This window comes from Pedococcus sp. P2_E2 (assembly GCF_056403955.1).
Genome location: NZ_JBFUEM010000004.1, coordinates 280,901 through 301,101, shown reverse-complemented (window position 1 = coordinate 301,101; position 20,201 = coordinate 280,901). Strand labels below are relative to the sequence as shown.

Here is a 20,201-nt window from a genome sequence, read left to right as displayed (position 1 = left end):
ACGCCCGGCGCTGGCAGGCCGGAATCCGCGAGGTGGGCATTCGCGGCAACGCGATACCGCCTCGTCAGGCGCGCGCAGAGTCCGGCCCGTCCACGATCTCCCCTGGCCCGGAGCTCTCGCACCTGTCGCCAGCGGGATCGAAGGCCGCCACCAGCTCATCCCAGGCAGCCTGGACGTCCGCCCCTTCGGGGAACCGGTTCGCCAGCTCGAGGTCGACCAGCCCGTGGGCCGCAGCCCAAAGCGCACGCGCCCGGTCCACGTTCCCGCCGCTCAGTGCCACCAGGCGTGCTGACGCAGCAGTCTCCACGCCCTCCCCAAGCTGGTTGCGGTGCAACGGCTTCCTCGTCGTCAGCTCGTAGAGCGATGGATGTGCCAGCGCCCACTGGCGGTAAGCGCGGCCCAGGGCGCGAAGATCGACGGCGAGGTGCAAGGCACTCGCCAGTTGGGTCAGCGCCCTTTCCTGCAGCTCCGCCTCGATCCGCTCCTTGCCATCGACGTGCTTGTACAACGAAGGGGCCTTGACACCGAGCTCGCCCGCAACACGTCGCATTGACAGGGCGTCCGGCCCCTCGTCCTCCAGCAACCTCTGGGCGACGTCGACGATCTCCTCCAGGCGACTCATGCGGTTTTGCCCGACACCGCACGCTGCCGTAGTCCGTCGTTCATGGCCTCAAAACCGGCTCGGGTGCGGGCCAACACCTTGCCGGTGAGCGGAACCAGCAGGCCGCTGAAGGCCTCGGACTGGGTCAGCCGGGTGCCTTGGTCTCCCAAGGATTCCAGGGTGAAGGTGTGTCGGCCGTCGAAGATGCCCTTGATGCCCATGGTGCCGAGCCACTCCAGGCGACGGCCTGGCTCGACCTGGGTCACGGTGGGCTTGAACGTCATGGCTCGACCGCCGGGCGGCGCGATCCTGACCTCGAGCTGCTGGCCGGTGGCAAGCTCTCCGGACAGTTTCGTGATGAACGGGTTCCAGGCCGGGTATGCCGCGGTGTCGACGAGCGTCGCCCACACCCGCTCCTGGGTGGCCGGTATGTCGATGACCGTCGTGACATTCTTCATGGTAGTTCTCCTCAGGGATGTGGCTAACGGCGTTAGCCCACTGAGGAACAATGCTGGGCTAACACCGTTAGCCTGTCAAGGACCACCGCGACCCGGACGAGCTCATCGGACCCGTTTGACGGGGAGGATTGACGCCGCGGCGAGGAACGCACTCAGTCCCGCCACGGCATACAACACCGAGTAGCTCCCCCCGCTCAGGGCCAGGATGGCCGGCGCGATGGCCGGCGCGACAGCGCTGGGCAATGCGCCCGCGATGTTCAGCACGCCAAGGTCCTTCGCGGCGGTATCCGGGTCGGGTAGAACGTCCACGACGAGGGCGAGGTCGACGGCCATGTACATGCCGAAGCCCAACCCGGCGACCGCCATGCCGACCAGGAAGCCGTTGAAGCTGCTGGCCGCGGCGATGAAGAACATGGCCAAGCCGTAGGTTGCCGAGGCTGTGACGACGAAGGCCTTTCGCCGTCCCGTGCGGTCCGACAGCGTCCCCGCGACCAGCGACGCCGTGACCAGCACGACGGACTGGACGAGGGTGCCCAGGAAGACCTGTTGCGGCACAGCATCCTCGCTGCTCCCGAGGTGGTCCAAGAGGTAGTACGCCTGGTAGGTGGTCAGAAAGGCGAAGGCAAGGACGAACATGAAACGGCTGGCGAAGGCCCACGCGAAGTCCGGGCTCCTGCGCGGGCTGACCCAGAACGTGATGGCCAGCTCCCGCACCGACCACGTCGGCTTGTCTGCCCGGTCAAGTCGACGGTCCGGCAACGTCACCGCGAAGAGCAGGATGAAGAGCCCGCCGACGAGACACGGCATGAGAAACATCGCGAGCATGTGGCCTGTGAACAGCTTGACGAGGAACGTGCCCGCCACCGAAGCGATCGGGAGGCACACGCCGAGAACTCCGGCCACCATCCCGCGCTGGGTGGACGGCACCTGGTCGGGCAGCACCGCCACCATCGTGGCCAGCAGCGCGTTGAAACCCAGTTGCGCCAGGCACCATCCCAGCAGGACCAGCAGGATGGTCGGCGCCGCCGCGACGATGAGGACGCCCAGGGAGCCAACCGCGAGTCCGGCCACGATCCACGGCCGGCGCATACCCAGCGAGGAGGTGGTGCGGTCGCTGAGCTTGCCGAAGAAGGGGTTGGCGACGACTGCCACGGCGGCACCGATACCGGCAACCAGCGCAAGGCTTTTGGGTGCCCCGTCGATCCCGACGAGCGAGTTCACCTTCAGTGCCAGGCTCACCAGCAAGGGCGCGAGAAACACCAGGCACGTACTCATGTACGCCACCGTGTAGAGCAGTAGGAAGCGCCATTCGACGTCGGGCATCGTGGCGCGGTTCGCCTCCACCGTGGCCATGCCAGCGGCGGCGTTGTGTGAAGGGGTCGCGTCGATGCACCCAGTGTGCTCCGCCCCCGTTGCCCACCTGTTTCGCCGACATGTCCTCGGCGGTTCGAAGCGCGACAGAATGCTCGGCCGACGACCGAACCGCCCCCGCCGTGTCTTGGGCGAGAGCGGTTCGATTCGGACGCCCCGTTGCGAGGGCCCTTTCCGGCGTCAGGCCGTGTAGCCCTCCGCAGTCAGGCAGCGCGCGGCAATGACGCCGCTCTTGCCGACGGAACCACTGATCCGCCAGTAGGGACGGATGGTGTGCCAGCCAGCGGGGACATAGAGCACGACCATGCTGTGACGGGTCTGCCAGTACTGCGTGTAGTTGGCGAAGTTCTGGGCGCCCGGCGTCTGGATCCCGCCGGCGTCGACGCGGTAGCCGAGCCGGATCTCGGCGAGGCTGCTGACGCCCGCGTCGGCGTTGAAGTTGACCACGACGTAGCGACCGGTGGCGCCGTTGTTGACCCGCACCACCGAGTTGACGGGCTGCCAGCCGCTGGATGCGGTGTTGCTCCGGGCGTCGAACGCACACGCCTTCTGGTAGTAGGGAATGGCCTGGGCGGGCCCGGCCATCATCGCCGACATGCCGACCCCGGCAACCACGGCGGTGCTTGCGCCAATGAGTGCCTTCTTCGTACGGGACATGGTGGACAGAGCTGCAGACATGGTGAACCTTCGTTTCGTTCAGGTGAAGCCTGGTGTGGTGGCCCCCGGAGGGAGTGCGCCGACCCTGCGCCGGTTCTCAGATGGTTGGTGCCCGCTGATCCGGACCCGTCCCATCGGCGACATCTGTTGTGCTACTTGGCTGTTCGTGTGGACGTCCTGCGTCGCACTGAGGAACAGTGTTGGCGCACGGACGGCGTCGCGGATCCGCGTTTGCCCGCGCTGTCCCTACGTGGAAACACGCAAGAGTTCAGACTCGAGCGGGGCCGGGGCCCGGCTCCCTCACGGGCGGCTGTGTTGCGCCTGCAGGTAGGCAAGCACCGCCAGGACACGACGGTTGAGGGTCGTGTCGTGCCCGTGCAGGGGAAGCTTGGCGAAGACAGAGGCGACGTGGGCCTCGACGGTCCGCGGTGACAGATGCAGCTGCCGCCCGATCCCCGCGTTGGACATGCCCTCTGCCATCAGGCCGAGCACCTCCAGCTCCCGGTCCGTCAGGCTGCTGAGGGCGGAGGTCCGGCCATGGCTGCCCGTGAGGAGCTCGGAGACGATGTTCGGGTCTACGGCGGTGCCCCCTTCGGCAACCCGGGCTATGCCCTCCACCAGCGTGGGCACGTCGTTGACCCGGTCCTTGAGCAGGTAGCCCAGACCGGCTGCTCCGTCCTGGAGGAGGCGACGTGCCCATTCCGCCTCGGCATAGGTGCTGAGGACCAGCACCCCCACGTGCGGCCAGTCCCGCCGGATGACGTGCGCCGTGACGATCCCCTCATCGGTGTGCGTCGGCGGCATGCGCACGTCGAGCACGACGACATCGGGACGGGCCGCCTTGATGAGGGCCGGCAAAGGCTCCGCGCTGGCCACTTGGCCCACCACCTCGATCCCCGCCGCGGTGAGGAGCCCGGCCAGACCCTGGCGGAAGAGTGACGAGTCGTCCACGAGGATCACCCGCAGGTGTTGCCCGGCGTCCGACAGGTCCTGTGGTCCCGGCGGGGCGCTCACGATGACTGACCGACTGTGACGGGGAAGCCGACCCGAAGCCGGCTGCCACAGGATTGGGGATGACCGGCGCAGGGGTCGGTGTGCAGGACGACCTCGCCACCCAGCGCGTGCACCCGGTCCCGCAGGCCCATGAGCCCGCCCTCCGGGGTGAAGTGTGCCTTGCCGTTGCCGTCGTCTGCGATCTCGACGGACAGGTACGGCCCCTCGGCCACGACCGTCACCGTCGCGGTCGTGGCCCCGGCATACCGCGTGATGTTCGCGAGCGCCTCGGCCACGACGAAGTACACCGCGGACTCGACTGCCAGCTCCAACCGGCGCCCGGCCAGGACCGGATCCAGCCGCAAGGTGACCCGCTCGGAGGCGCTCTGGCACAGGTAGGGCAGCGCGGCGCCGAGCCCGCCCTGGCTCAGCGCCGCCGGGTGGATGCCGCGGGCGAGCTGGCGCAGCTCGGCCATGGCGTCGGTGAGTCGGGTCCGTGCGTCGCTGACGAGGTCGCGCATCTGCGCCTCGGTCGCGAAGTCGGACTGCGCGAGCGTCGCCATCACCGCCAGGAACTGCTGCTGTGCGCCGTCGTGGAGGTTGCGCTCCACCCTGCGTCGCTCCGCCATGCCAGCCTCCACGATCCGGGCACGGGACGCCCGGAGCTCGGCCATCCGCTGAAGCAACTCACTGGTGAGCCTCGTGTTCTCGATCCCGAGCTGGGCTGCCGAGAAAGCCGAGCGGAGCAGCACAGGGTCGCCGACGGCGCGCCGGTCGTATCCCACCACCACCAGAGCCGTCCCGTCCGCCGATGCCAGCGCCACCCTCCCCCTCCTGTCGCTCCCCGTCGCCCAAGGGACTGGGTCGGCGCCCCACAGGGGAGCTTTGTCGTCGTCGCTGGCCGGTCTGACGGTGAGTGATGGGTCGAGCAGCACGTGGCGCAGCGCTATCTCGAGCTGGGCCAGGTCGCCCGTGCCGGCCGCACGGAGGATCTCCGACGTCACCGCGGCGGCGGCGGCACGTCGGCGAAGCAGGTCGGCGAGGAGCCCCACCGGAATGGTCGCCGCACTGAGGTTCCGCGCGACCGCCACCGGCGCCCACGCCGCGCTGGGGGTCCCGAGGATCCACACGACCTGGTCGAGGGCCGCGGCCGTGGCGCAGATGGCGCCCACGACGGCGAGGGGCATGAGGGACTGCCGGGTGACACCACGCGAGCCGGCCGCACGCATCACCAGCAGGACGCCCGCCCAGCCCAACAGCAGAGTCGTGCAGCCGTAGGCGCCCCGGATGAACACCCAGTCGTGCCACCACGCGTCCAGCGCGAGCACCGGTCGGTCGAAGGACGCGTGCAGGGGGCTGGGAAGGGCGCCACGGGTGAAGACCAGCGGCACCCGCAGCAGGACACTCGAGACCACCAGGCCCCAGCCGACCACCCGACCCTGCGTCGTCATCCTCGATTCGGGGTATCGCAGCACGAGGGTGACAGCGGCGGCCAGGTACAGCGGCTCGAGGACGAAACCGACCACCGTCAGTCCCTGGGGGTATGCGGGGTGATTGAGGTCGCCGGGAATGGTCGCCGCCGCGACCGCGAGGCAGGCCCAGCCGTTGACGCGGGGAAGCCCCGCGGCGAACAGCGCCAGTCCCACGACGACGAACGCGATGACGACGAGCCAGGCGATGGACACCAGGGCGACGTCGTCACGAAGGTGCGGCAGAGAGGTGCCGATCTTCAGGGCGACTATGCCGATTCCCGTGGCCGTGGCGACGTGAGCCCGACTGAGCCTCTTCCGCACTCCGCTCGACCGCCTTTCCGCTGATACACCGTGTTTTCACCGACTCGGAATCGGCACTTCCACGCACCACCTTCCCGGGGACACACGGATCCCGACCCCGGCCCGCTCGACCTACGGTGACGAACGAGGGTCCTGGGGCGACGCAGCTGACGTCCCGGGTCGAGATCGGAAGGTCCGGCCGCGGGGGATCCCTCGGAACCTGAGCGGAGGAAGTCGTGAAACGCAGCAGAACCCGTCGGACCGGCGGCCACCACCCCCTGGTCCACCGCTCCGCCGCCGGCTGGGCGTGGCAGTGCGCCTGTGGCGGCGCCTCGTCCCGCAGCTATCCATGTGACTCGTCCTGGCACGTGGTGCTCGTCGGCGCCTTGCACCACGCCAGCTCCGTCATCGCCTGACGCACCAGGCTGCACCCCAGCTCGCGGTACGCCTCGAAGGTGAACTCGTCGAAGAGCTCGTACTCCATGGTCGTTGACGGGAAGCCGGGGTTGCGCGTGCGGTAGCTCTGCAGGTCCCAGGGCTGACCCTTCGGCAGCAAGGCCTTGATGTAGACGATGTCGCACGTCGACCCGTCGGGATAGGTCGCCGTGCAGACGGTCCACCCGCTCCGCGGGTACTGGCGAGCTCCTCGGCGCAACCGGCGGGGGTCGAACGCGATCTCCACCTGCTGGTCCATCCGTGCGGTGGCGATGGCGTTGGCCATAGTGGGGAAGCCGTCCTCCGGGTCCCCCGATCCGTCGAGCATGATGATGCGACGCGGCTTCGTGCGCAGGGCCTCCACGAGACCGAGGTTGTCGTAGTGGCCGCCGTCCGTGACGTACAGGAACGGCATGATGATCCGGGGCAGCCCGATGGCCTCGTGGAACAACAGCGACGGCGCGAAGTTGTCGAGGTAGTCGTTCACGCGAAGGACCCACCGAGCCCATCTCAGTCCCTCGGTGCCCCGCTGTCGTCGCGCGTCGTTGGCGACCCAGTACGGGTTCCGCACCCAGAGACCGAGGCGGATGTTGGCCAGGGCCAGCAGCAGCCGGTAGCGGCCCAGGACCCTGTCGTCGCGTCCCGCGATGGGGGCCACGGCCGCCCCGGACATCGCGACCGCCATGGCCACGGTGAGCTGACGGGACGCCCGGGCCTTCCACTTGACGTCCAGGTCGTAGCTGTACGCCTTCGCGTCGAGCAGGGCGGTCCCCCCGGGTAGCCGCGGATCGCTGATCCCGACCGTGTCGGACAGGACGAAGGGCGTTCCGTGGCGGTCGGCCGGGAGCAGGTCGGGGTCGCGCACGTTTGCCGTCCCCAGGAGCATGAGCTTCGGCCAGACGCCGGGCGACGCGTCGGCGTTCACCTCCGCGAGGGTGGGCGTCGTGAAGGGCTCCGGCTTCCCCCCATCCGGTTGGTACGAGAGGTATGCCGCGTCCAGCCGGTCGCGGTAGAACTGGAAGATCGACGTGTCGTTCACCTTGAAGAGGACGGCGATCAGAAGCGGGACGAACACGAACACCCAGCCGTGGGTCCCGAGGATCCAGGAGTCCCGAAGGGCGAGCAAGGTGAACAGGACCAACGACCCGTACAGCCCGACGAGGAACACGATGATGGCGAGCACGGGTGCCGCCTGACGCCGGAACCAGGTGAGGAAACCCTGCTGTCCGGCGCTGAGGACGTCCTGTCGTAGACCGGTTCGCGCGGCGTTCAGGAGGCCGAGAAACGCGGTCAACGTCGTCACCAGGCCCGCGAGGGTGACCTGGAAGGTGCCGAGGTCGGGGCCGGTCCAGCTCTGCGTCCGGCCCTCGAGCTGGTACGCCAACCACAGCACCCCTGGGAAGAGCGGGAAGAAGAACAGGGCCATCTGGGACGCGCGGGCACCGAGGTTGCCGACGGCGAACTGCCACCCCTCTGAGGTCTCCCAGGTGCTGCGGCGCTGGGAGAACGTTGCTGGGCCAGCGCGGGCGCGCTCGCCATTGCGCCCCTCCCCCGACCAGGGGGCCGGATTCCGACGTGCGAGCAGGAACCACACGAAGGCCACCCCGAACAGGAACAGCGACGGAAGCGCCAGCAGGGGAAGCGGTTGGTGGCCTCCAGGGTTCCACGCCCAGTCACCGTCGTCGGGAACCACGAGAAGCCCGCTGCTCACGGCATACGTGGCCATCAGCCACGCCAGCACGACGCTCAGGCAGCCCAGCAGAACCAGGTTGGACATGATGCCCAGGAGCAGGGAGGCAATGAGCTCGAACCGTACCTCCGGTGAGGAGGCGAGGTACTTCGTCGACCGGCGCAGCCGGTTGAGCTCATCGGAACCGCTGGCGAACGGACCGGGATCGCCGTCGCAGTCCTTAGGGCTGTCGGCCGGGCGTACGCCCTCGACACCGATAACCCGCCTCCGCCGCCACGCCAGCGTGCTGAACGCCGCGGCCATGTACCCGCCACCGCTGACGCCGACGAGGTGACTCGCACCCTGGAGGATCCGGTGGTGCGACAGTTGCTGAAGGGCCCCCAGGCAGAACGAGGCGGACTTGATGCCTCCCCCGGAGCAGCAGACGACCGTGGTGGGCTCGGGCGCTGGGCCGTCGTCCCCGGGCCGGGTGCCCTTGATGATGCCGACCGGCCCCGAGGGCACCGCGGCGGCGGGCGGGCCACTGCCGACCAGCTCAGCCTGCTCGCCCGCGAACGGCCGGCTGACGACGAGGGCGAGGAAGCGCAGCATTGTCATGAGTAGCAGCACGGCGAGCACCACCACGAGGAAGACCAAGGCTGGATTCTGTTGGGGCGCGCCCTGGTCGAGCAGCGCGAGATAGAGCAGCAGGAGCAGCCACACCGCACTCAGAGCGGCGAGGTGCGCGAAGGCGCACTTGCGGCCCTTGCGTTCCACGAAGGCCGCGTCGTGGACGGGCTGCGGTTGTTGGCGCCCATGCGTCCCTGCCCCCGGAGCTGAAGCCGGGTCCGGGCCTGACCCGGGCACCCGCGACACCGGAGGGAGTGCTCTCGCGTCGTGCGACATGGAAGGCATCCCTTCTCGCCGACCCCGGCTCGACGCCGGTGGGAGGCTGCTCGGCATGCGGAGCGGCAAGCCAGCAGGAGTCAGCGCGTCGATGCGAAGGCAAACCCATGCTATGGGTCCGATGCGAGGGCGTACAGGGCTAGCCGACCGACGATGCACGGTCTGCCTCCGGCGGGGACCAGCCGTGGCAGATCACACCGAGCCCGCCCGCGCGGCAGTGGGCCCGTCCCACCGTGGCGGGACGGGCCCATCGGGTCGCGAGTTCGATCAGGGGGTGACGGCGGCCGTCCTTGCTACCAGCCGACTTCCGGAGGGCACTGGGAACGGGTGGCCGAGGACGGCGAGCCGGCCCCGCACCTGGTTCTGGGCTTGACAGTCGTTGGTGCAGTTGGTCGGGGGGTTCGCGACTTCGGTTGCGTCCTCACCGGCGACGAAGCCCAGGCGGCCACCACTGGCAACGTCCCAGGCGGACATGCCGCCGCAGTGGCGGACGCTGGGCGTGACGGGGGTGGACGAGTTGCACGCCGCTTGTGGCACGCGGGTCGCCACCTGGGCGCTGTCGCGAGCCACGAAGCGTGGCGACAAGTCGTTGGCGATGTTGACGCGCGTGGACACCTGGACGCAGAACTGCCCGGGCGGTCCGGTTTGGACGCTGGTGCAGCCCGAGCCGAGGAATTGACCAACCCGGGCCCGGAAGTTCGGGTTGTCGAAGTAGAACGGTGTCAGCCCGGGAACCGTTGACTCGGCCAAGGTGTGCGTGATGCGGGTGGTTGTGCCGTCGCCTCGCTCGGGCTCCATCTGGAAGATCCCGCCCTGTGCGCAGTCCTTGGCCTGGATCTTCATCGAAAGGCCGGTGCCCGTGCGTTGCAGCACGAGGTCCTCGTCATCGAGCTCGAGGGAGATGGCGCTGCTCAGCACGAGCCCGCGGTGGTTGGGCACCTTGCTGGCGAAGACGGGCGTGAAACGTCCGCCGGTGAGGTCGAGCTCGTTGGCCGCACCAGTGAAGGCCTGGTTCAGGACGGCGAAGTCCGCGCTGCGGACGTCGAACTGGGTGTACCGGCCACGGACGGCGAACGTGGCCCCGAACTGCGATGCCGGGATCGTCGTGCGGACTCGGTCCTCCCCGGCGGCAGCGACGGTGGCTCCGGTCGTGAGGTTGACCAACCGGAAGCCGCCGTTGACGCACCCCTTGGAGGACGCGGCCTGCGCCGGTGCTGTCGAAGTGGTCAGGGCTGAGGCGACGAGGGCTACGGCGACTCAGGATTCCAGCGCACGGCGGAGGTTCTCGACGAAGACCTTGTTCCGCCTCGGAACCATGAACGCCATCATCGGCGTCACGAGCACCTTCAGGCCCTCGGGGCGCATTTCCACCGTGCGAGTGAACCGCGACCCATCGCCCGCCGCCTCGACCGTGTAGGTGATCCGCGGCCGCACCCAGCGAAGTCGGCCCGATACACGACCCGCGTGCCTGGCTCGACCTCGAGAGCCGTAAACGTTCCGTCAGTCTTGCCCAAGAAGGGCTTGAACTTCAGGGGGTAGGTCTTGCCAACGACAGGGACCCGATCGGTCTCTCGAGGAACCGACTCTATGTCGACGTGCCAGCTCGGTTCATTCTGAAGGTCGGCGACGTATCGGAACACCTCTTCGGGCCGGCGGGCGACGACGACGCTCTCCGCTGATGTGACCATCGCTCGTCCTCAGGGCCTCACCAAGCCCTCGGTGCAGCTGGCTCCCTGCGGCGATCGACCGGGACCCCAGTCCATGTCTCAGGGCGTCCGACCAACCCTTCGGCATTGGTCGAGAAGCGGGCGACATGACGGGGATTCGTGTTTCCTGTTTCGATGCTTCAGGACGTTGATTGAGTTGCGAACGCGTGAGCCGCGGTCGTGATGGCCACGACGGTGTCGAGCTCTTCGGCGTCGCGGGGTCCGAAGAGCATGACGAAGCCAGGTGCGAGCCGGGTCCCGGCCCATGGGTGCGGCTGGCCCCACCCTCGGGCGACCAGGTCGGCCGCCAGTGGTGCCGGCAGGGCAAGGTGGAGTGAGCCGTCGTAGCCCGGGTGGAGGTGAGCGAACTCCCCCACCTGGGGAACGAGGAACGCGTCCTCAGGTCCGCTCCCGGCGGCGACGAGGAAGGCGCGAGCGCCGGGCACCGAGATGTGGGACGCAGCGGTCGAGACACCTGTCAGACCACCGATCCGCTCGAACAGCTGCTGCTGCAGCTCTGCTGGTGCGTTCTGCGTCAGCTGCTGTTGGGGGATGGCCCACGACACCTGCGGTCGCGATCCGCGTCGATGCGGCAACACCCCACCCGGCACCGAGGGCCACGTGACCTCCTGCGCCAGCCCGATCGTGACAGGTTGGTGCTGGGCAACGAAGTCAGCCCGGTCGGCGATCCAGCCCGACAGGCTGTGCAGCGTGGCGGCGGTGACCCCGTGGCCGCCAGGGTCTCGCCGGGCAACCGTGGGCGCGCCGGACTCCGTGAGCAGGTACGTCCAGGTGCGCTCGAGCAGCTCACCAGGGATCACCTGGTCGGCATCGCCCTGGGCCACGAACATCGGGAGGTTGGCCAAGCGGCCGGTGTCGACCGGGAGCCCCCCGTCGAACGGCATCGTGCCGTACAGGATCGCGGCCCCCGCGTACCGGGAGGGGTCGGCAAGGACCAGGCCGCCGGCAAACGCAGCGCCGCCGCTGAACCCGACGAGGAACACCGGCCGCCCGGGGGCTGCCACCTCGTCGAGCCAGCGGGCGAACCAGCGCATCGTCGCCCCGAGGGACTCCGCGACGGGGCGACCGATCCCGCGGTTGGCGAACCACGCGAAGCCGCCACCCTCGGCGATAGGGGCACGCACCGCGGCATACGCCAGGCCGTCGGGCAGGTGCGGAGCCAGCGACAGGATGTCCCGCTCGCTGGATCCCCGTCCGTGCAACAACACGACAAGCGGCGCGGACGGGTCGGTCCCACCGTAGGTCGCGACGACGGGAGCGCCGAACGCGCCCGTCGCGCCTGCCCCATCGCTGGAATGGGTCTGAGAGATGCTCACGGCTGCTCCGATCGACTCGACGTGGTCGTCAGGCGGGGACGACGCCGAAGCCGCCGGTCCAGGCGATCTTCTCGTTGGCTGCCAGGGTGATCTGCAGGAAGCCGATCGCCTCGAGCTCGGTTGCCCGCGACAGCGACCCCGCGTCGATGGCCTTGAGGCCACCGGAGGTCACTACGCCGGCCAGGGCCGACTTCGCGTCCGCATCGTCGCCGGCGATCAGCACGGTGGTGGTGAGCTCACCCACCGTGCCTGCCGCCAGCGTGGCGGCGAACGTGGTGTTGAACGCCTTGACGACGCGAGACTGCGGCAGCGCGCCGGCGATCTCCGCGGTGGCGGAGCTGTCCGCGGGGACCGTGAGGGAGTCGAAGGTCTCGAAGTTGAGCGGGTTGGTGATGTCGACGACCACCTTGCCGGCCAGGCTCTCGCCGCGCTCGGCGATCACGCTGCTCACGGCCGGGTAGGGAACAGCCAGTACGACGATGTCGCCGGTGACCTGCGTCGCGGCGTCGTCCTGGCCGAGCAGCTGGACCGAGTGTCCGCCGCGTCCGGCCACGGCCGCGATCGCCTGGCCCATGTTGCCGGTACCGATGATGGAGAGATGTGCCATGTGGTGCTCCTGGGTCGATGGTGATTGGTTGATGCTTCAAGTAACACCCTTCACCGTTTAGTTGTTCCTTCAAGTATTCGCTATCGTGGACCCATGGAACCGAGATGGCTGGACGAGGGCGAACGGGCGGCCTGGCTGCGGCTCATCGCGGTGACGGAGCTCCTGCCGAGCGCCTTGGACGCGCAGCTGCGGCGGGACGCCCAGCTCACCCACTTCGACTACTTCGTCCTCGCGATGCTCTCCGAGGCGCCGGACCGCACGCTGCGGATGAGCGCACTCGCTCAGCGCACCAACGCCACCCTCCCCCGCCTGTCCCATGTCGTCCGACGACTCGAGGAACGCAACCTCGTCGAGCGCTTCCCCTGCCCCGAGGACAAGAGGGCCACCAACGCCCGCCTCACCCCGACCGGCTGGGAGAAGGTGGTGGCGGCCGCACCCGGGCACGTGACGGCGGTGCGCCGTCACGTCTTCGACGCCTTGGAACCCGCACAGGTCGAGCAGCTCAGGCAGATCTGCGACGCCATGTTGACCACCCTCGATCCCGACGGGCTGATGAGCCGGCTGTTCACCGGGCACACCTCCGGTTCGGGCCGGTCAGCAGGCGGGTAGCACCCAGCAGGTCGTCGACGACCACCCGCCGAGGACCGGACCTCAGAACGTGTCGGTGCGGCGCAGGCCCCGTGGTCGTCCATCGGGGTCGAACAGGATCCGGTATGCCGGGTCGGCCCACAGTCGGACAGCTCGGCGTACCGGCGCGAGGGCGTGGGGTCGGATGCGGGCGGCTGGCTCCTGGGCACGCTTCGCCCACAGGTCCGTGGCGTGATCCAGGTCGAGGAGTCGAGGGTCCTCCGGCGGCAGTCCGAGGTGCTCACCCCACAGGGTCGCGCGGAGCTCACGCGGCAGGCGGCCTTCCGGGTCGACCACGGCGCAGGTGACTTCGGAGTCGTGGGTCCAGGAGCGCAGGTTCAGGTTGTCGGACCCGCAGGTCATCCACTCGTCGTCGACGATGCAGACCTTCGCGTGGACGTAGACCGGCGTACCGGCGGCGTTCTGGAGGTCGTACATGGCGAAACGTGCCCCGCCTGCCGCGTGCAGCAGGTCCCTCGCCAGCTGCTGGCCCCGGCGCATCGGCGTGCCGCTCATCGCGCTGTCCTCTTCGGGGAACCGCGGGACCACGGCGATGACCTGCAGGGCGGGTTCCCGGCGGAGTGCATCCGCGAGCGTGCCCGTCACGGCCTGGGACCAGAAGTACTGGTCCTCGATGTAGACCAGCCTCCGCGCGCGGGCGAAGGCATGTTCGTACGCCTTCGCGATCGTCCTCTCCCCGTGCGGGGCGAACGGAAACGGCGGTCGCTTCGCGGGATACGTGCGCAGGATCTGCACCTGGTGGGGACCGCGCGCCGGTGGAGGGTCCCAGCGTTCCGGCAAGGGCTCTGGATGCCTCGGCACCCGGGACGCGATGTTGACCAGCGCGCGGTACGGGTTGCGGTGATCCAGCGGTGTGGGGTCGTCCCAGCGCTCGGAGAAGACATCGAGGACGTGGCTGACGGCCGGACCGCCGATCTCCATGGTGGCGTCGTGCCAGGGCGGGTTGGGGCCGTAGCGTGCGTCCAGCGGCGCCGCCTGCGGATCTCCGAGGTGCTCGGCGTCGTCCCGCCGACCGTGGCAGAGGTCGATCCCGCCGACGAATGCCACGTCCTCGTGCGGGCGACCCTGCCGCCGCACCACCAGCAGCTTCTGGTGGTGCGACCCGCCACGGCGCACGCGCTCGTCGAAGAGCGCTTCGCCACCCGCCTCGTTGATGACCGCGCCGAGATGGCGGTTCTCCTGCTCGTTGAAGCGCAGGCTGTCGCTGTGCGAGCGCCACAGCAGGCAACGGACCTCGACACCCCGACCCATGGCGTCGACCAACAGGTCGCCGATGGTCGGACCGCCTTCAGCGAGCAGCTCGTCGGCGTCGCCCCGCCAGTCCGTGAAGAAGATCCGGTCCCCTTCGAGCGTGGCTGCCACGACCTGGATCAGACGCGCGAAGTACTCGGCGCCGTGCACGTGTGGAACCACCAGGTTTCCAGCCGTCCACGGGCGATCTCGCTGCGGGAGGAACCATTCGCTCATCCCTACAGGCTGCCAGTCGGACGCCCTGACTCCTCGAATGGACGTCCGTCACGCCTCGAGGTCGACTCGGTCGACCCTCCGGTGGAATCGCATCCCTGCGACGCCCCCGGCGATGGCACCCACCAGGCTGGTGACAGCGGCGAGAACGAGCGCGATGACACCGGCGGTGTTGAGGTCCGAGGAGCTGATCGGGAGCCGGGGGAAGCTGTTGAGCTGACCGAGCACGTCGTACTTGCTGCCCGCGGCGACTCCGACGATGGCCACGATCACCGCGACCACCAGGGCCCAGACCCACACGGCCACACCCTGTTTGGCACCGTTGAACCGCGCCATGCGACCGGCGACATATCCGCCGCAGTAGTAGCTCACCAGGAGAATCACGGCGAGGGCGATCGCACCCACGATGCCCACCGTCGTCGCGTCGGCGGACGCTTGGTCGACCGCCTCGGTGGCGTCGGTCCCGGTGCTCAGCCCGACTGCCGTACCTGCGGCTGCGAGCACCGCGGTGAGGACGACCGCCATGCCCATGGCGGTGAGCCAGCCGAAGAAGGCGGAGCCGACCTTCACGCCTCCGAACCGTTCGGCTTGGGCTGCAGCCCGCCTCTCGTCATAGCCAGCACGCCCGTCCTCGACATAGGTCGCGCGCCCGCCCTCGGCATCGCCGGCTCGGTCGTGGCGGTCTGCCACCAGTGCTTCGTCCTGGTCATGATCGCGGGACTCGTGTGTGCTCTTCATGTTCGCCTCCTTGTGGGGCCCGGACCCGGATGATCTGACCCGGGCGCGAGCGGATGCTCCGTCGTGGGTGCCCGGGTACCGGTTGGTGCGGGCCTCCACGGCGTACCTCCATTCTTGCCCGCGGAAGCACCAGATGAAACGGTGTCGGCTGGCCGGGACGACCACTGGTCCCTCTTCGGACGGGACCTCGCCCTTGACGGCCACAGGGGTTATGTTGGGCAAGAACATCCAGAGCCGGTCAAGCAACGAGCCAGCTGCCCACGTCGGGTTTGCCGCTGGCGCGCTCGACGCCCCTTCTCAAAGGTGAGCCTTGAGCATCGTTGTCGCCTCCATCCCCTCCGGCCACGTCTACGTCAGACACCTCTCCCCGCCGACTGCCTCGGGCCACGACGCGGTCGTGCGCATGCCCGACCCCCCATCGGGACCGTCGCCGGACTCTCCGTGGTGGCCCCCGCAGATGCTCAGGTCCGACTGGGTCACCCGCCACGCTGCCGACTTCGACGTCATGCACGTCCATTTCGGCTTCGACGCGATCGCGCCGGAGGACCTCGAGGACCTCACCAGAACCCTGCGTCGGCACGACAAGCCGCTCGTGGTGACCGTGCACGACCTTCGCAACCCGCACCACCGCACGGCAGGACTGCACGACGACCAGCTGGGGGTGCTGGTGTCCTCGGCCGATGCGGTCATCACCCTCACGCACGGGGCCGCCTCGGTGATCAGCCGTCGTTGGGGACGGGAGGCGATCGTCCTCCCCCACCCGCACGTGGTCCCGGACCAGTGGCTGGGTCGCCCCCGTCCGGACCGCGACGACTTCGTGGTCGGGCTGCACGTCAAGAGCCTGCGCGCCAACATGGACCCGCTGCCGCTCGTCGACGCGCTTGTCGCCGCCCTCCCCGGTATGCCGGGTGCCCGGCTTCGCGTCGACGCCCACACCGACGTCATGACAGCGGGGTTCGAGCGCCATGACGGCGAGCTCGCCCACCACCTGACCTCGCTGGGTCGACGCGGGCTGATCCAGCTCGAGGTTCACGACTACTTCTCGGACCACGAGCTGTGGAGCTACCTGCACGGTCTGGATGTCTCGGTGCTGCCCTACCGCTTCGGCTCGCACTCGGGCTGGTTGGAGGCGTGTCACGACCTCGGCACGTGGGTCGCGGTTCCGGACTGCGGGTTCTACGCCGAGCAGCGCCCCTGCCTCACCTATGCCGCGTCCGGACCCGAGCGTGCCGCGTCCCTCGTCGAGGCGGTGCGCACCGCACACACCCGCTGGCTGAGCGGGGAGGTCGCCCCGCGCGCTGAGCTGGCGCAACGGCAAACCGAACGCCTGTCCCTCGCCCGCTCCCACGAGGAGCTCTACGCGGACGTCCTGGAACGCAGGCTCTCATGCACGTCGTGATCCTCGCCGCGGCCCGTCACCCCCTTCGGCAGCCGTTCGCCGGCGGCTTGGAGTCGCTCACCTGGGCCCTGGTCCGGGGCCTGCGCGAACGCGATGTCGACGTGACACTGTTCGCGGGCCCGGGAAGCGATCCGGCCCTGGATGCCCGGGAGCTGACGGTGGCACCCTTCCACCTGAGTGACGTGGCCCGGAGCGATGCCTCGATGCCGCCCGAGCCGTGGCTTCGTGAGCACCACGCCTACCTCCAGGTGATGCTCGAGCTCAGGGATCGTCTCGATGTGGACGTCATCCACAACAACAGCCTTCACTTCCTCCCACTGGCGCTCGCGCAAGCCTGCGCTGCGCCGATGCTCACCACGTTGCACACACCCCCGACTCCGTGGCTGGAGCCGACCATTGCCCTGATGGACCAGACGCGCAGCACCTTCGTCGCGGTCAGCACCCACACCGCGCGCCAGTGGGAGCACGTGGCCCACGCCGAGGTCGTCCACAACGGCGTGGACACAGCGGCGTGGACTCCGGGCCGCGGCGGCGACGACCTCGTGTGGGTGGGTCGGGTCGTCCCCGAGAAGGCGCCGCACCAGGCGATTCGCGTCGCCACGGCCAGCGGGCGAAAGATCCGGCTCGCCGGTCCTGTCGGGAACGCGGAGTACTTCCGCTCCGAGGTGCAGCCGCTCCTCGGGCCGCGTGCCGAGTACCTGGGCCACCTCGACGCGGCCGCCCTGCGCGACCTGGTCGGGTCGAGCGCGGCCATGGTCGTCACGCCTGAGTGGGACGAACCGTACGGACTGGTCGCCGCCGAGTCCCTCGCCTGCGGCACCCCCGTCGTCGGGTTCCGCCGCGGCGGGCTGCCGGAGTTCGTCGTCGACGAGTGCGGCGCCCTCGTCGCGCCCGGTGACGTCGCGGCAGCGGCCGCGGAGGTCGACCGCGTCTGCGCCATGGATCGTCAGGGTTGCCGTGACCACGCCGTGTCCCACTGCTCCCTCGACGTCATGGTCGACGCATACCTGGCCCACTACCTCGATCTCGCCACGAGACTGGGGAGGGCCGCGTGATCGGCTACTACGCCCACCACCAGGGCGCCGGCCACATCACACGGATGCTGAGCATCGCGGCCGAGATGGACGAGCCGGTCTGGGGCCTGAGCTCCTCCCCCGCTCCCGCCGGCTGGGCCTCGGGCTGGACCCAGCTGGCCCGTGACGACGACCCCGACGCGGCGCAGCTCGCGCGGGACTGCGACGCGACCGCGCACGGCGTCCTGCACTGGGTGCCCCGCGGACATGAAGGTCTGGCCCGTCGGTCGGCCCAGGTCACGGCTTGGGCCGTCCACGAACGGCCACGGGCGCTCGTGGTCGACGTCTCGGTGGAGATTGCGTTGCTCGCGCGACTCTGTGGGATTCCGACGGTGGTCGTGGCCATGCCGGGACGCAGGCGCGACCGGGCACACCGGCTCGCCTACGACACGGCCGACGCCCTCCTGGCGCCGTGGCCGCAGGGTGCTCACGACCACGACTGGCCCTGCGGGTGGACCGACAAGGCGTACTTCGTCGGAGCCATTTCCAGGTTCGACCACCTCGGTGCTGCGTCACCGGCTCCCGCGCACCGAGCCACTGCAGGAAGGACCGTGCTCGTGCTCTGGGGGGCTGGCGGCCGGACCACCACGCGGTCCGAGCTGGAGGCGGCGCGAGCAGCCACTCCCTCATGGACGTGGGTCGAGCGTGCGCCAGGGGTCTCGTCGACGAACCAGCTCTGGGACGACCTTCGGCGAGCCGACGTCGTGGTGACCCATGCCGGGCAGAACGCGGTGGCCGAGGTCGCCGCCGCCCGTCGACCGGCCGTCGTCGTGGCCCAGGCGCGACCCTTCGATGAGCAGGTCGCGACTGCACGTCGGCTCGACGAGTGGGGGATCGCTGTGGGACGCCCCACCTGGCCGAGGGCCGAGCGCTGGCCGGCCGTGCTCGAGCGTGCCCTTCACCTGGGTGGGGACGGTTGGGAACGCTGGTCCACCGGGCGAGGCGCGAGGGACGCCGCGGCGGCCCTGCTCAACGTGGGAGTCCGGGCAGGCGTCAGCTCGTGACCGAGGCAAGGGCTGCCGTCGTCACGATTGCGCACGGGCGCCACGAGCACCTGCGCGGCCAGGCGTGGGGACTCCTCCGTCAGACCCGCACCGCCGACCTCTACGTTGTCGTGGCGATGGGTGATCCCGAGATCGCCACGGTCGCCCGCGAGCAGCATCCTGACGTGGTTGTGCTGGACGTCGCGCCGGTCGACTCCGAGCTGCCCCTCGCCGCGGCCCGGAACGCCGGAGCCCGTGCGGCGATCCACGAGGGCGCTGAGGTGCTCATCTTCCTCGACGTCGACTGCATCCCGGACTCGACCACCGTCGCGCGTTACGCCGGCGTGGTGTCGACCCTGTGCCGGGCAACACCCGTGGTCGCCTGCGGGGAAGTGCGCTACCTACCGCCCGTTGGCCACCCATCTGAGTACCGCGTTCCCGGACTGGGTGACACTGCTCAACCGCATTCCGCACGCCCCTCTCCGGCCCCCGACGCCGTGCTCGTCGCCGAGGACGCACGCCTCTTCTGGTCGCTGTCCTTTGCCATGTCCACTCGCGACTGGCTGGCCCTCGACGGCTTCGACGAGGCCTACGTCGGGTACGGCGCTGAGGACACCGACTTCGGCCAACGCCTGACGGCAGCCCAGGGTGACCTGCTCTGGGTCGGCGGCACCGCGGCGTACCACCAGCACCACCCGACGCACACTCCGCCCGTGCAGCACCTGCACTCGATCGTGCGCAACGCCAACGTCTTTCATGACCGTTGGGGGTGGTACCCCATGGAGGGATGGCTGGCTGAGTTCGCGGGCCGGGGCCTGGCAGAACGGGACCACTCCACGGGGCAGTGGTCCGTCAGCCGGTGAGCGAGCGCGCCCACGCCTGTTTGGCCTCGAGTCAAGCAGTCGTGCGACTCAGGCGGGTGCCTTGGTGGCGCTGGGCACGCAGGACACACCCTTGTTGCTTCCCTTGTAGAACTTGTCCGCCTTGACGGTGGCGGACTCTCCGGGAGCCAGCGTCCGGGTGATCTGCTTGGAACCGAGGACGGTGCCGCCGTCGGTCTTGGCGACGGCCACCATCACGGTGTAGATCACCTTCGCCTTTCCAGCGTTGGTGAGCTCGCCCGAGAAGGACCAGGCGCCTGCTGCGTACGTGCACGTGGCGTCATGCAGGTCCTTGATCGCTCCGGCGGGCTGGGTCTTGGGTGGCGAAGCGGTCACGGTGGCCGGCGGGTTGGGGTTCGGGGTGTCGGTCCCCTTCTCCCCCTGGCAGCCCGCAGCCGCCAGCAGCACGGTGCCGAGGACCGCACACTTCATCACGATGGAAGGCGAACGCATACGTCAAATCTCCTTGGGCTGTCTGTCAGTTGCTTGCTGTGCCTGGTTGC

Annotated in this window: 19 protein-coding genes and 1 pseudogene; 5 read left to right on the top strand and 15 right to left on the bottom strand. The window is 69.3% G+C overall.

The annotated features are described in order from the left end of the window. Window positions 1-64 precede the first annotated feature (64 nt). From AC1DWR_RS11125 to AC1DWR_RS11070, 12 genes and pseudogenes are all read right to left on the bottom strand, one after another. Window positions 65-622 (bottom strand): TetR/AcrR family transcriptional regulator, encoded by a 558-nt coding sequence (locus AC1DWR_RS11125; RefSeq protein ID WP_477615278.1) that lies wholly within the window; start codon window positions 620-622, stop codon window positions 65-67. Further along, on the bottom strand, window positions 619-1,059 hold the full coding sequence (locus tag AC1DWR_RS11120) for an SRPBCC family protein (protein ID WP_477615277.1): 441 nt from the start codon (window positions 1,057-1,059) through the stop codon (window positions 619-621). Before AC1DWR_RS11120 ends, AC1DWR_RS11125 begins: the two co-directional genes overlap by 4 nt. A gap of 102 nt (window positions 1,060-1,161) precedes the next feature. After that, complete coding sequence (locus AC1DWR_RS11115) at window positions 1,162-2,412, bottom strand: MFS transporter (protein ID WP_477615276.1); 1,251 nt, start codon at window positions 2,410-2,412, stop codon at window positions 1,162-1,164. Window positions 2,413-2,610: 198 nt separating this feature from the next. After that, the gene (locus tag AC1DWR_RS11110; RefSeq protein ID WP_477615275.1) at window positions 2,611-3,108 is read right to left on the bottom strand and encodes a hypothetical protein; all 498 of its coding nucleotides are present in this window, start codon (window positions 3,106-3,108) and stop codon (window positions 2,611-2,613) included. Between the two features lie 279 nt (window positions 3,109-3,387). Next, the gene (locus AC1DWR_RS11105; protein WP_477615274.1) at window positions 3,388-4,101 is read right to left on the bottom strand and encodes a response regulator transcription factor; all 714 of its coding nucleotides are present in this window, start codon (window positions 4,099-4,101) and stop codon (window positions 3,388-3,390) included. Continuing rightward, a complete protein-coding gene (locus AC1DWR_RS11100; protein WP_477624410.1) occupies window positions 4,098-5,873 on the bottom strand; it encodes a sensor histidine kinase in 1,776 nt (591 codons plus the stop codon). The genes AC1DWR_RS11105 and AC1DWR_RS11100 overlap by 4 nt, the downstream gene beginning before the upstream one ends. 322 nt (window positions 5,874-6,195) lie before the next feature. Further along, window positions 6,196-8,733, bottom strand: coding sequence for a hypothetical protein (locus tag AC1DWR_RS11095; protein WP_477624409.1), 2,538 nt, complete (start codon window positions 8,731-8,733; stop codon window positions 6,196-6,198). A gap of 396 nt (window positions 8,734-9,129) precedes the next feature. Next, a complete protein-coding gene (locus AC1DWR_RS11090; RefSeq protein ID WP_477615271.1) occupies window positions 9,130-10,026 on the bottom strand; it encodes a hypothetical protein in 897 nt (298 codons plus the stop codon). Between the two features lie 93 nt (window positions 10,027-10,119). Next, window positions 10,120-10,296, bottom strand: a complete 177-nt coding sequence (locus AC1DWR_RS11085) for an SRPBCC family protein (protein WP_477615316.1) — start codon at window positions 10,294-10,296, stop codon at window positions 10,120-10,122. A gap of 47 nt (window positions 10,297-10,343) precedes the next feature. After that, a pseudogene (locus AC1DWR_RS11080) lies at window positions 10,344-10,550 on the bottom strand (SRPBCC family protein); the annotation flags it as partial. Window positions 10,551-10,708: 158 nt separating this feature from the next. Continuing rightward, complete coding sequence (locus AC1DWR_RS11075) at window positions 10,709-11,905, bottom strand: luciferase domain-containing protein (protein ID WP_477624408.1); 1,197 nt, start codon at window positions 11,903-11,905, stop codon at window positions 10,709-10,711. A gap of 28 nt (window positions 11,906-11,933) precedes the next feature. Further along, the gene (locus AC1DWR_RS11070; RefSeq protein ID WP_477624407.1) at window positions 11,934-12,512 is read right to left on the bottom strand and encodes an NADPH-dependent F420 reductase; all 579 of its coding nucleotides are present in this window, start codon (window positions 12,510-12,512) and stop codon (window positions 11,934-11,936) included. 93 nt (window positions 12,513-12,605) lie between these two features. Here AC1DWR_RS11070 and AC1DWR_RS11065 point away from each other — a divergent pair, with 93 nt between their 5' ends. Continuing rightward, window positions 12,606-13,121, top strand: coding sequence for a MarR family winged helix-turn-helix transcriptional regulator (locus AC1DWR_RS11065; RefSeq protein ID WP_477615268.1), 516 nt, complete (start codon window positions 12,606-12,608; stop codon window positions 13,119-13,121). Window positions 13,122-13,163: 42 nt separating this feature from the next. Here the strand turns inward: AC1DWR_RS11065 and AC1DWR_RS11060 are convergent, their stop codons facing one another. Next, entirely contained in the window at window positions 13,164-14,627 is a 1,464-nt protein-coding gene (locus tag AC1DWR_RS11060) for a phospholipase D family protein (protein ID WP_477624406.1), read from the bottom strand. A gap of 48 nt (window positions 14,628-14,675) precedes the next feature. Beyond that, on the bottom strand, window positions 14,676-15,362 hold the full coding sequence (locus AC1DWR_RS11055) for a hypothetical protein (RefSeq protein WP_477624405.1): 687 nt from the start codon (window positions 15,360-15,362) through the stop codon (window positions 14,676-14,678). 310 nt (window positions 15,363-15,672) lie between these two features. Here AC1DWR_RS11055 and AC1DWR_RS11050 point away from each other — a divergent pair, with 310 nt between their 5' ends. From AC1DWR_RS11050 to AC1DWR_RS11035, 4 genes are read left to right on the top strand one after another with little or no spacing between them, the layout of a single operon-like run. Beyond that, window positions 15,673-16,761, top strand: coding sequence for a glycosyltransferase family protein (locus tag AC1DWR_RS11050; protein ID WP_477624404.1), 1,089 nt, complete (start codon window positions 15,673-15,675; stop codon window positions 16,759-16,761). After that, complete coding sequence (locus AC1DWR_RS11045) at window positions 16,749-17,816, top strand: glycosyltransferase (protein WP_477624403.1); 1,068 nt, start codon at window positions 16,749-16,751, stop codon at window positions 17,814-17,816. The genes AC1DWR_RS11050 and AC1DWR_RS11045 overlap by 13 nt, the downstream gene beginning before the upstream one ends. Beyond that, window positions 17,813-18,838 carry a glycosyltransferase gene (locus AC1DWR_RS11040; protein WP_477624402.1) on the top strand — a complete coding sequence of 342 codons (1,026 nt, stop codon included), beginning with the start codon at window positions 17,813-17,815 and terminating at the stop codon, window positions 18,836-18,838. The genes AC1DWR_RS11045 and AC1DWR_RS11040 overlap by 4 nt, the downstream gene beginning before the upstream one ends. Then, the gene (locus AC1DWR_RS11035; protein ID WP_477624401.1) at window positions 18,835-19,680 is read left to right on the top strand and encodes a glycosyltransferase family 2 protein; all 846 of its coding nucleotides are present in this window, start codon (window positions 18,835-18,837) and stop codon (window positions 19,678-19,680) included. The genes AC1DWR_RS11040 and AC1DWR_RS11035 overlap by 4 nt, the downstream gene beginning before the upstream one ends. 48 nt (window positions 19,681-19,728) lie before the next feature. On the opposite strand, the gene AC1DWR_RS11030 is transcribed toward AC1DWR_RS11035, so the two are convergent. Further along, on the bottom strand, window positions 19,729-20,151 hold the full coding sequence (locus AC1DWR_RS11030; RefSeq protein WP_477624400.1) for a hypothetical protein: 423 nt from the start codon (window positions 20,149-20,151) through the stop codon (window positions 19,729-19,731). Between the last annotated feature and the right edge of the window lie 50 nt (window positions 20,152-20,201).

What these genes read in the sequence shown, in the direction of transcription:
- AC1DWR_RS11110 (WP_477615275.1), bottom strand. Translation starts at nt 3,108, where the DNA reads ATGTCTGCAGCTCTGTCCACCATGTCCCGTACGAAGAAGGCACTCATT.
- AC1DWR_RS11030 (WP_477624400.1), bottom strand. Translation starts at nt 20,151, where the DNA reads ATGCGTTCGCCTTCCATCGTGATGAAGTGTGCGGTCCTCGGCACCGTG.
- AC1DWR_RS11120 (WP_477615277.1), bottom strand. Translation starts at nt 1,059, where the DNA reads ATGAAGAATGTCACGACGGTCATCGACATACCGGCCACCCAGGAGCGG.
- AC1DWR_RS11115 (WP_477615276.1), bottom strand. Translation starts at nt 2,412, where the DNA reads ATGGCCACGGTGGAGGCGAACCGCGCCACGATGCCCGACGTCGAATGG.
- AC1DWR_RS11125 (WP_477615278.1), bottom strand. Translation starts at nt 622, where the DNA reads ATGAGTCGCCTGGAGGAGATCGTCGACGTCGCCCAGAGGTTGCTGGAG.
- AC1DWR_RS11055 (WP_477624405.1), bottom strand. Translation starts at nt 15,362, where the DNA reads ATGAAGAGCACACACGAGTCCCGCGATCATGACCAGGACGAAGCACTG.
- AC1DWR_RS11045 (WP_477624403.1), top strand. Translation starts at nt 16,749, where the DNA reads ATGCACGTCGTGATCCTCGCCGCGGCCCGTCACCCCCTTCGGCAGCCG.
- AC1DWR_RS11060 (WP_477624406.1), bottom strand. Translation starts at nt 14,627, where the DNA reads ATGAGCGAATGGTTCCTCCCGCAGCGAGATCGCCCGTGGACGGCTGGA.
- AC1DWR_RS11065 (WP_477615268.1), top strand. Translation starts at nt 12,606, where the DNA reads ATGGAACCGAGATGGCTGGACGAGGGCGAACGGGCGGCCTGGCTGCGG.
- AC1DWR_RS11070 (WP_477624407.1), bottom strand. Translation starts at nt 12,512, where the DNA reads ATGGCACATCTCTCCATCATCGGTACCGGCAACATGGGCCAGGCGATC.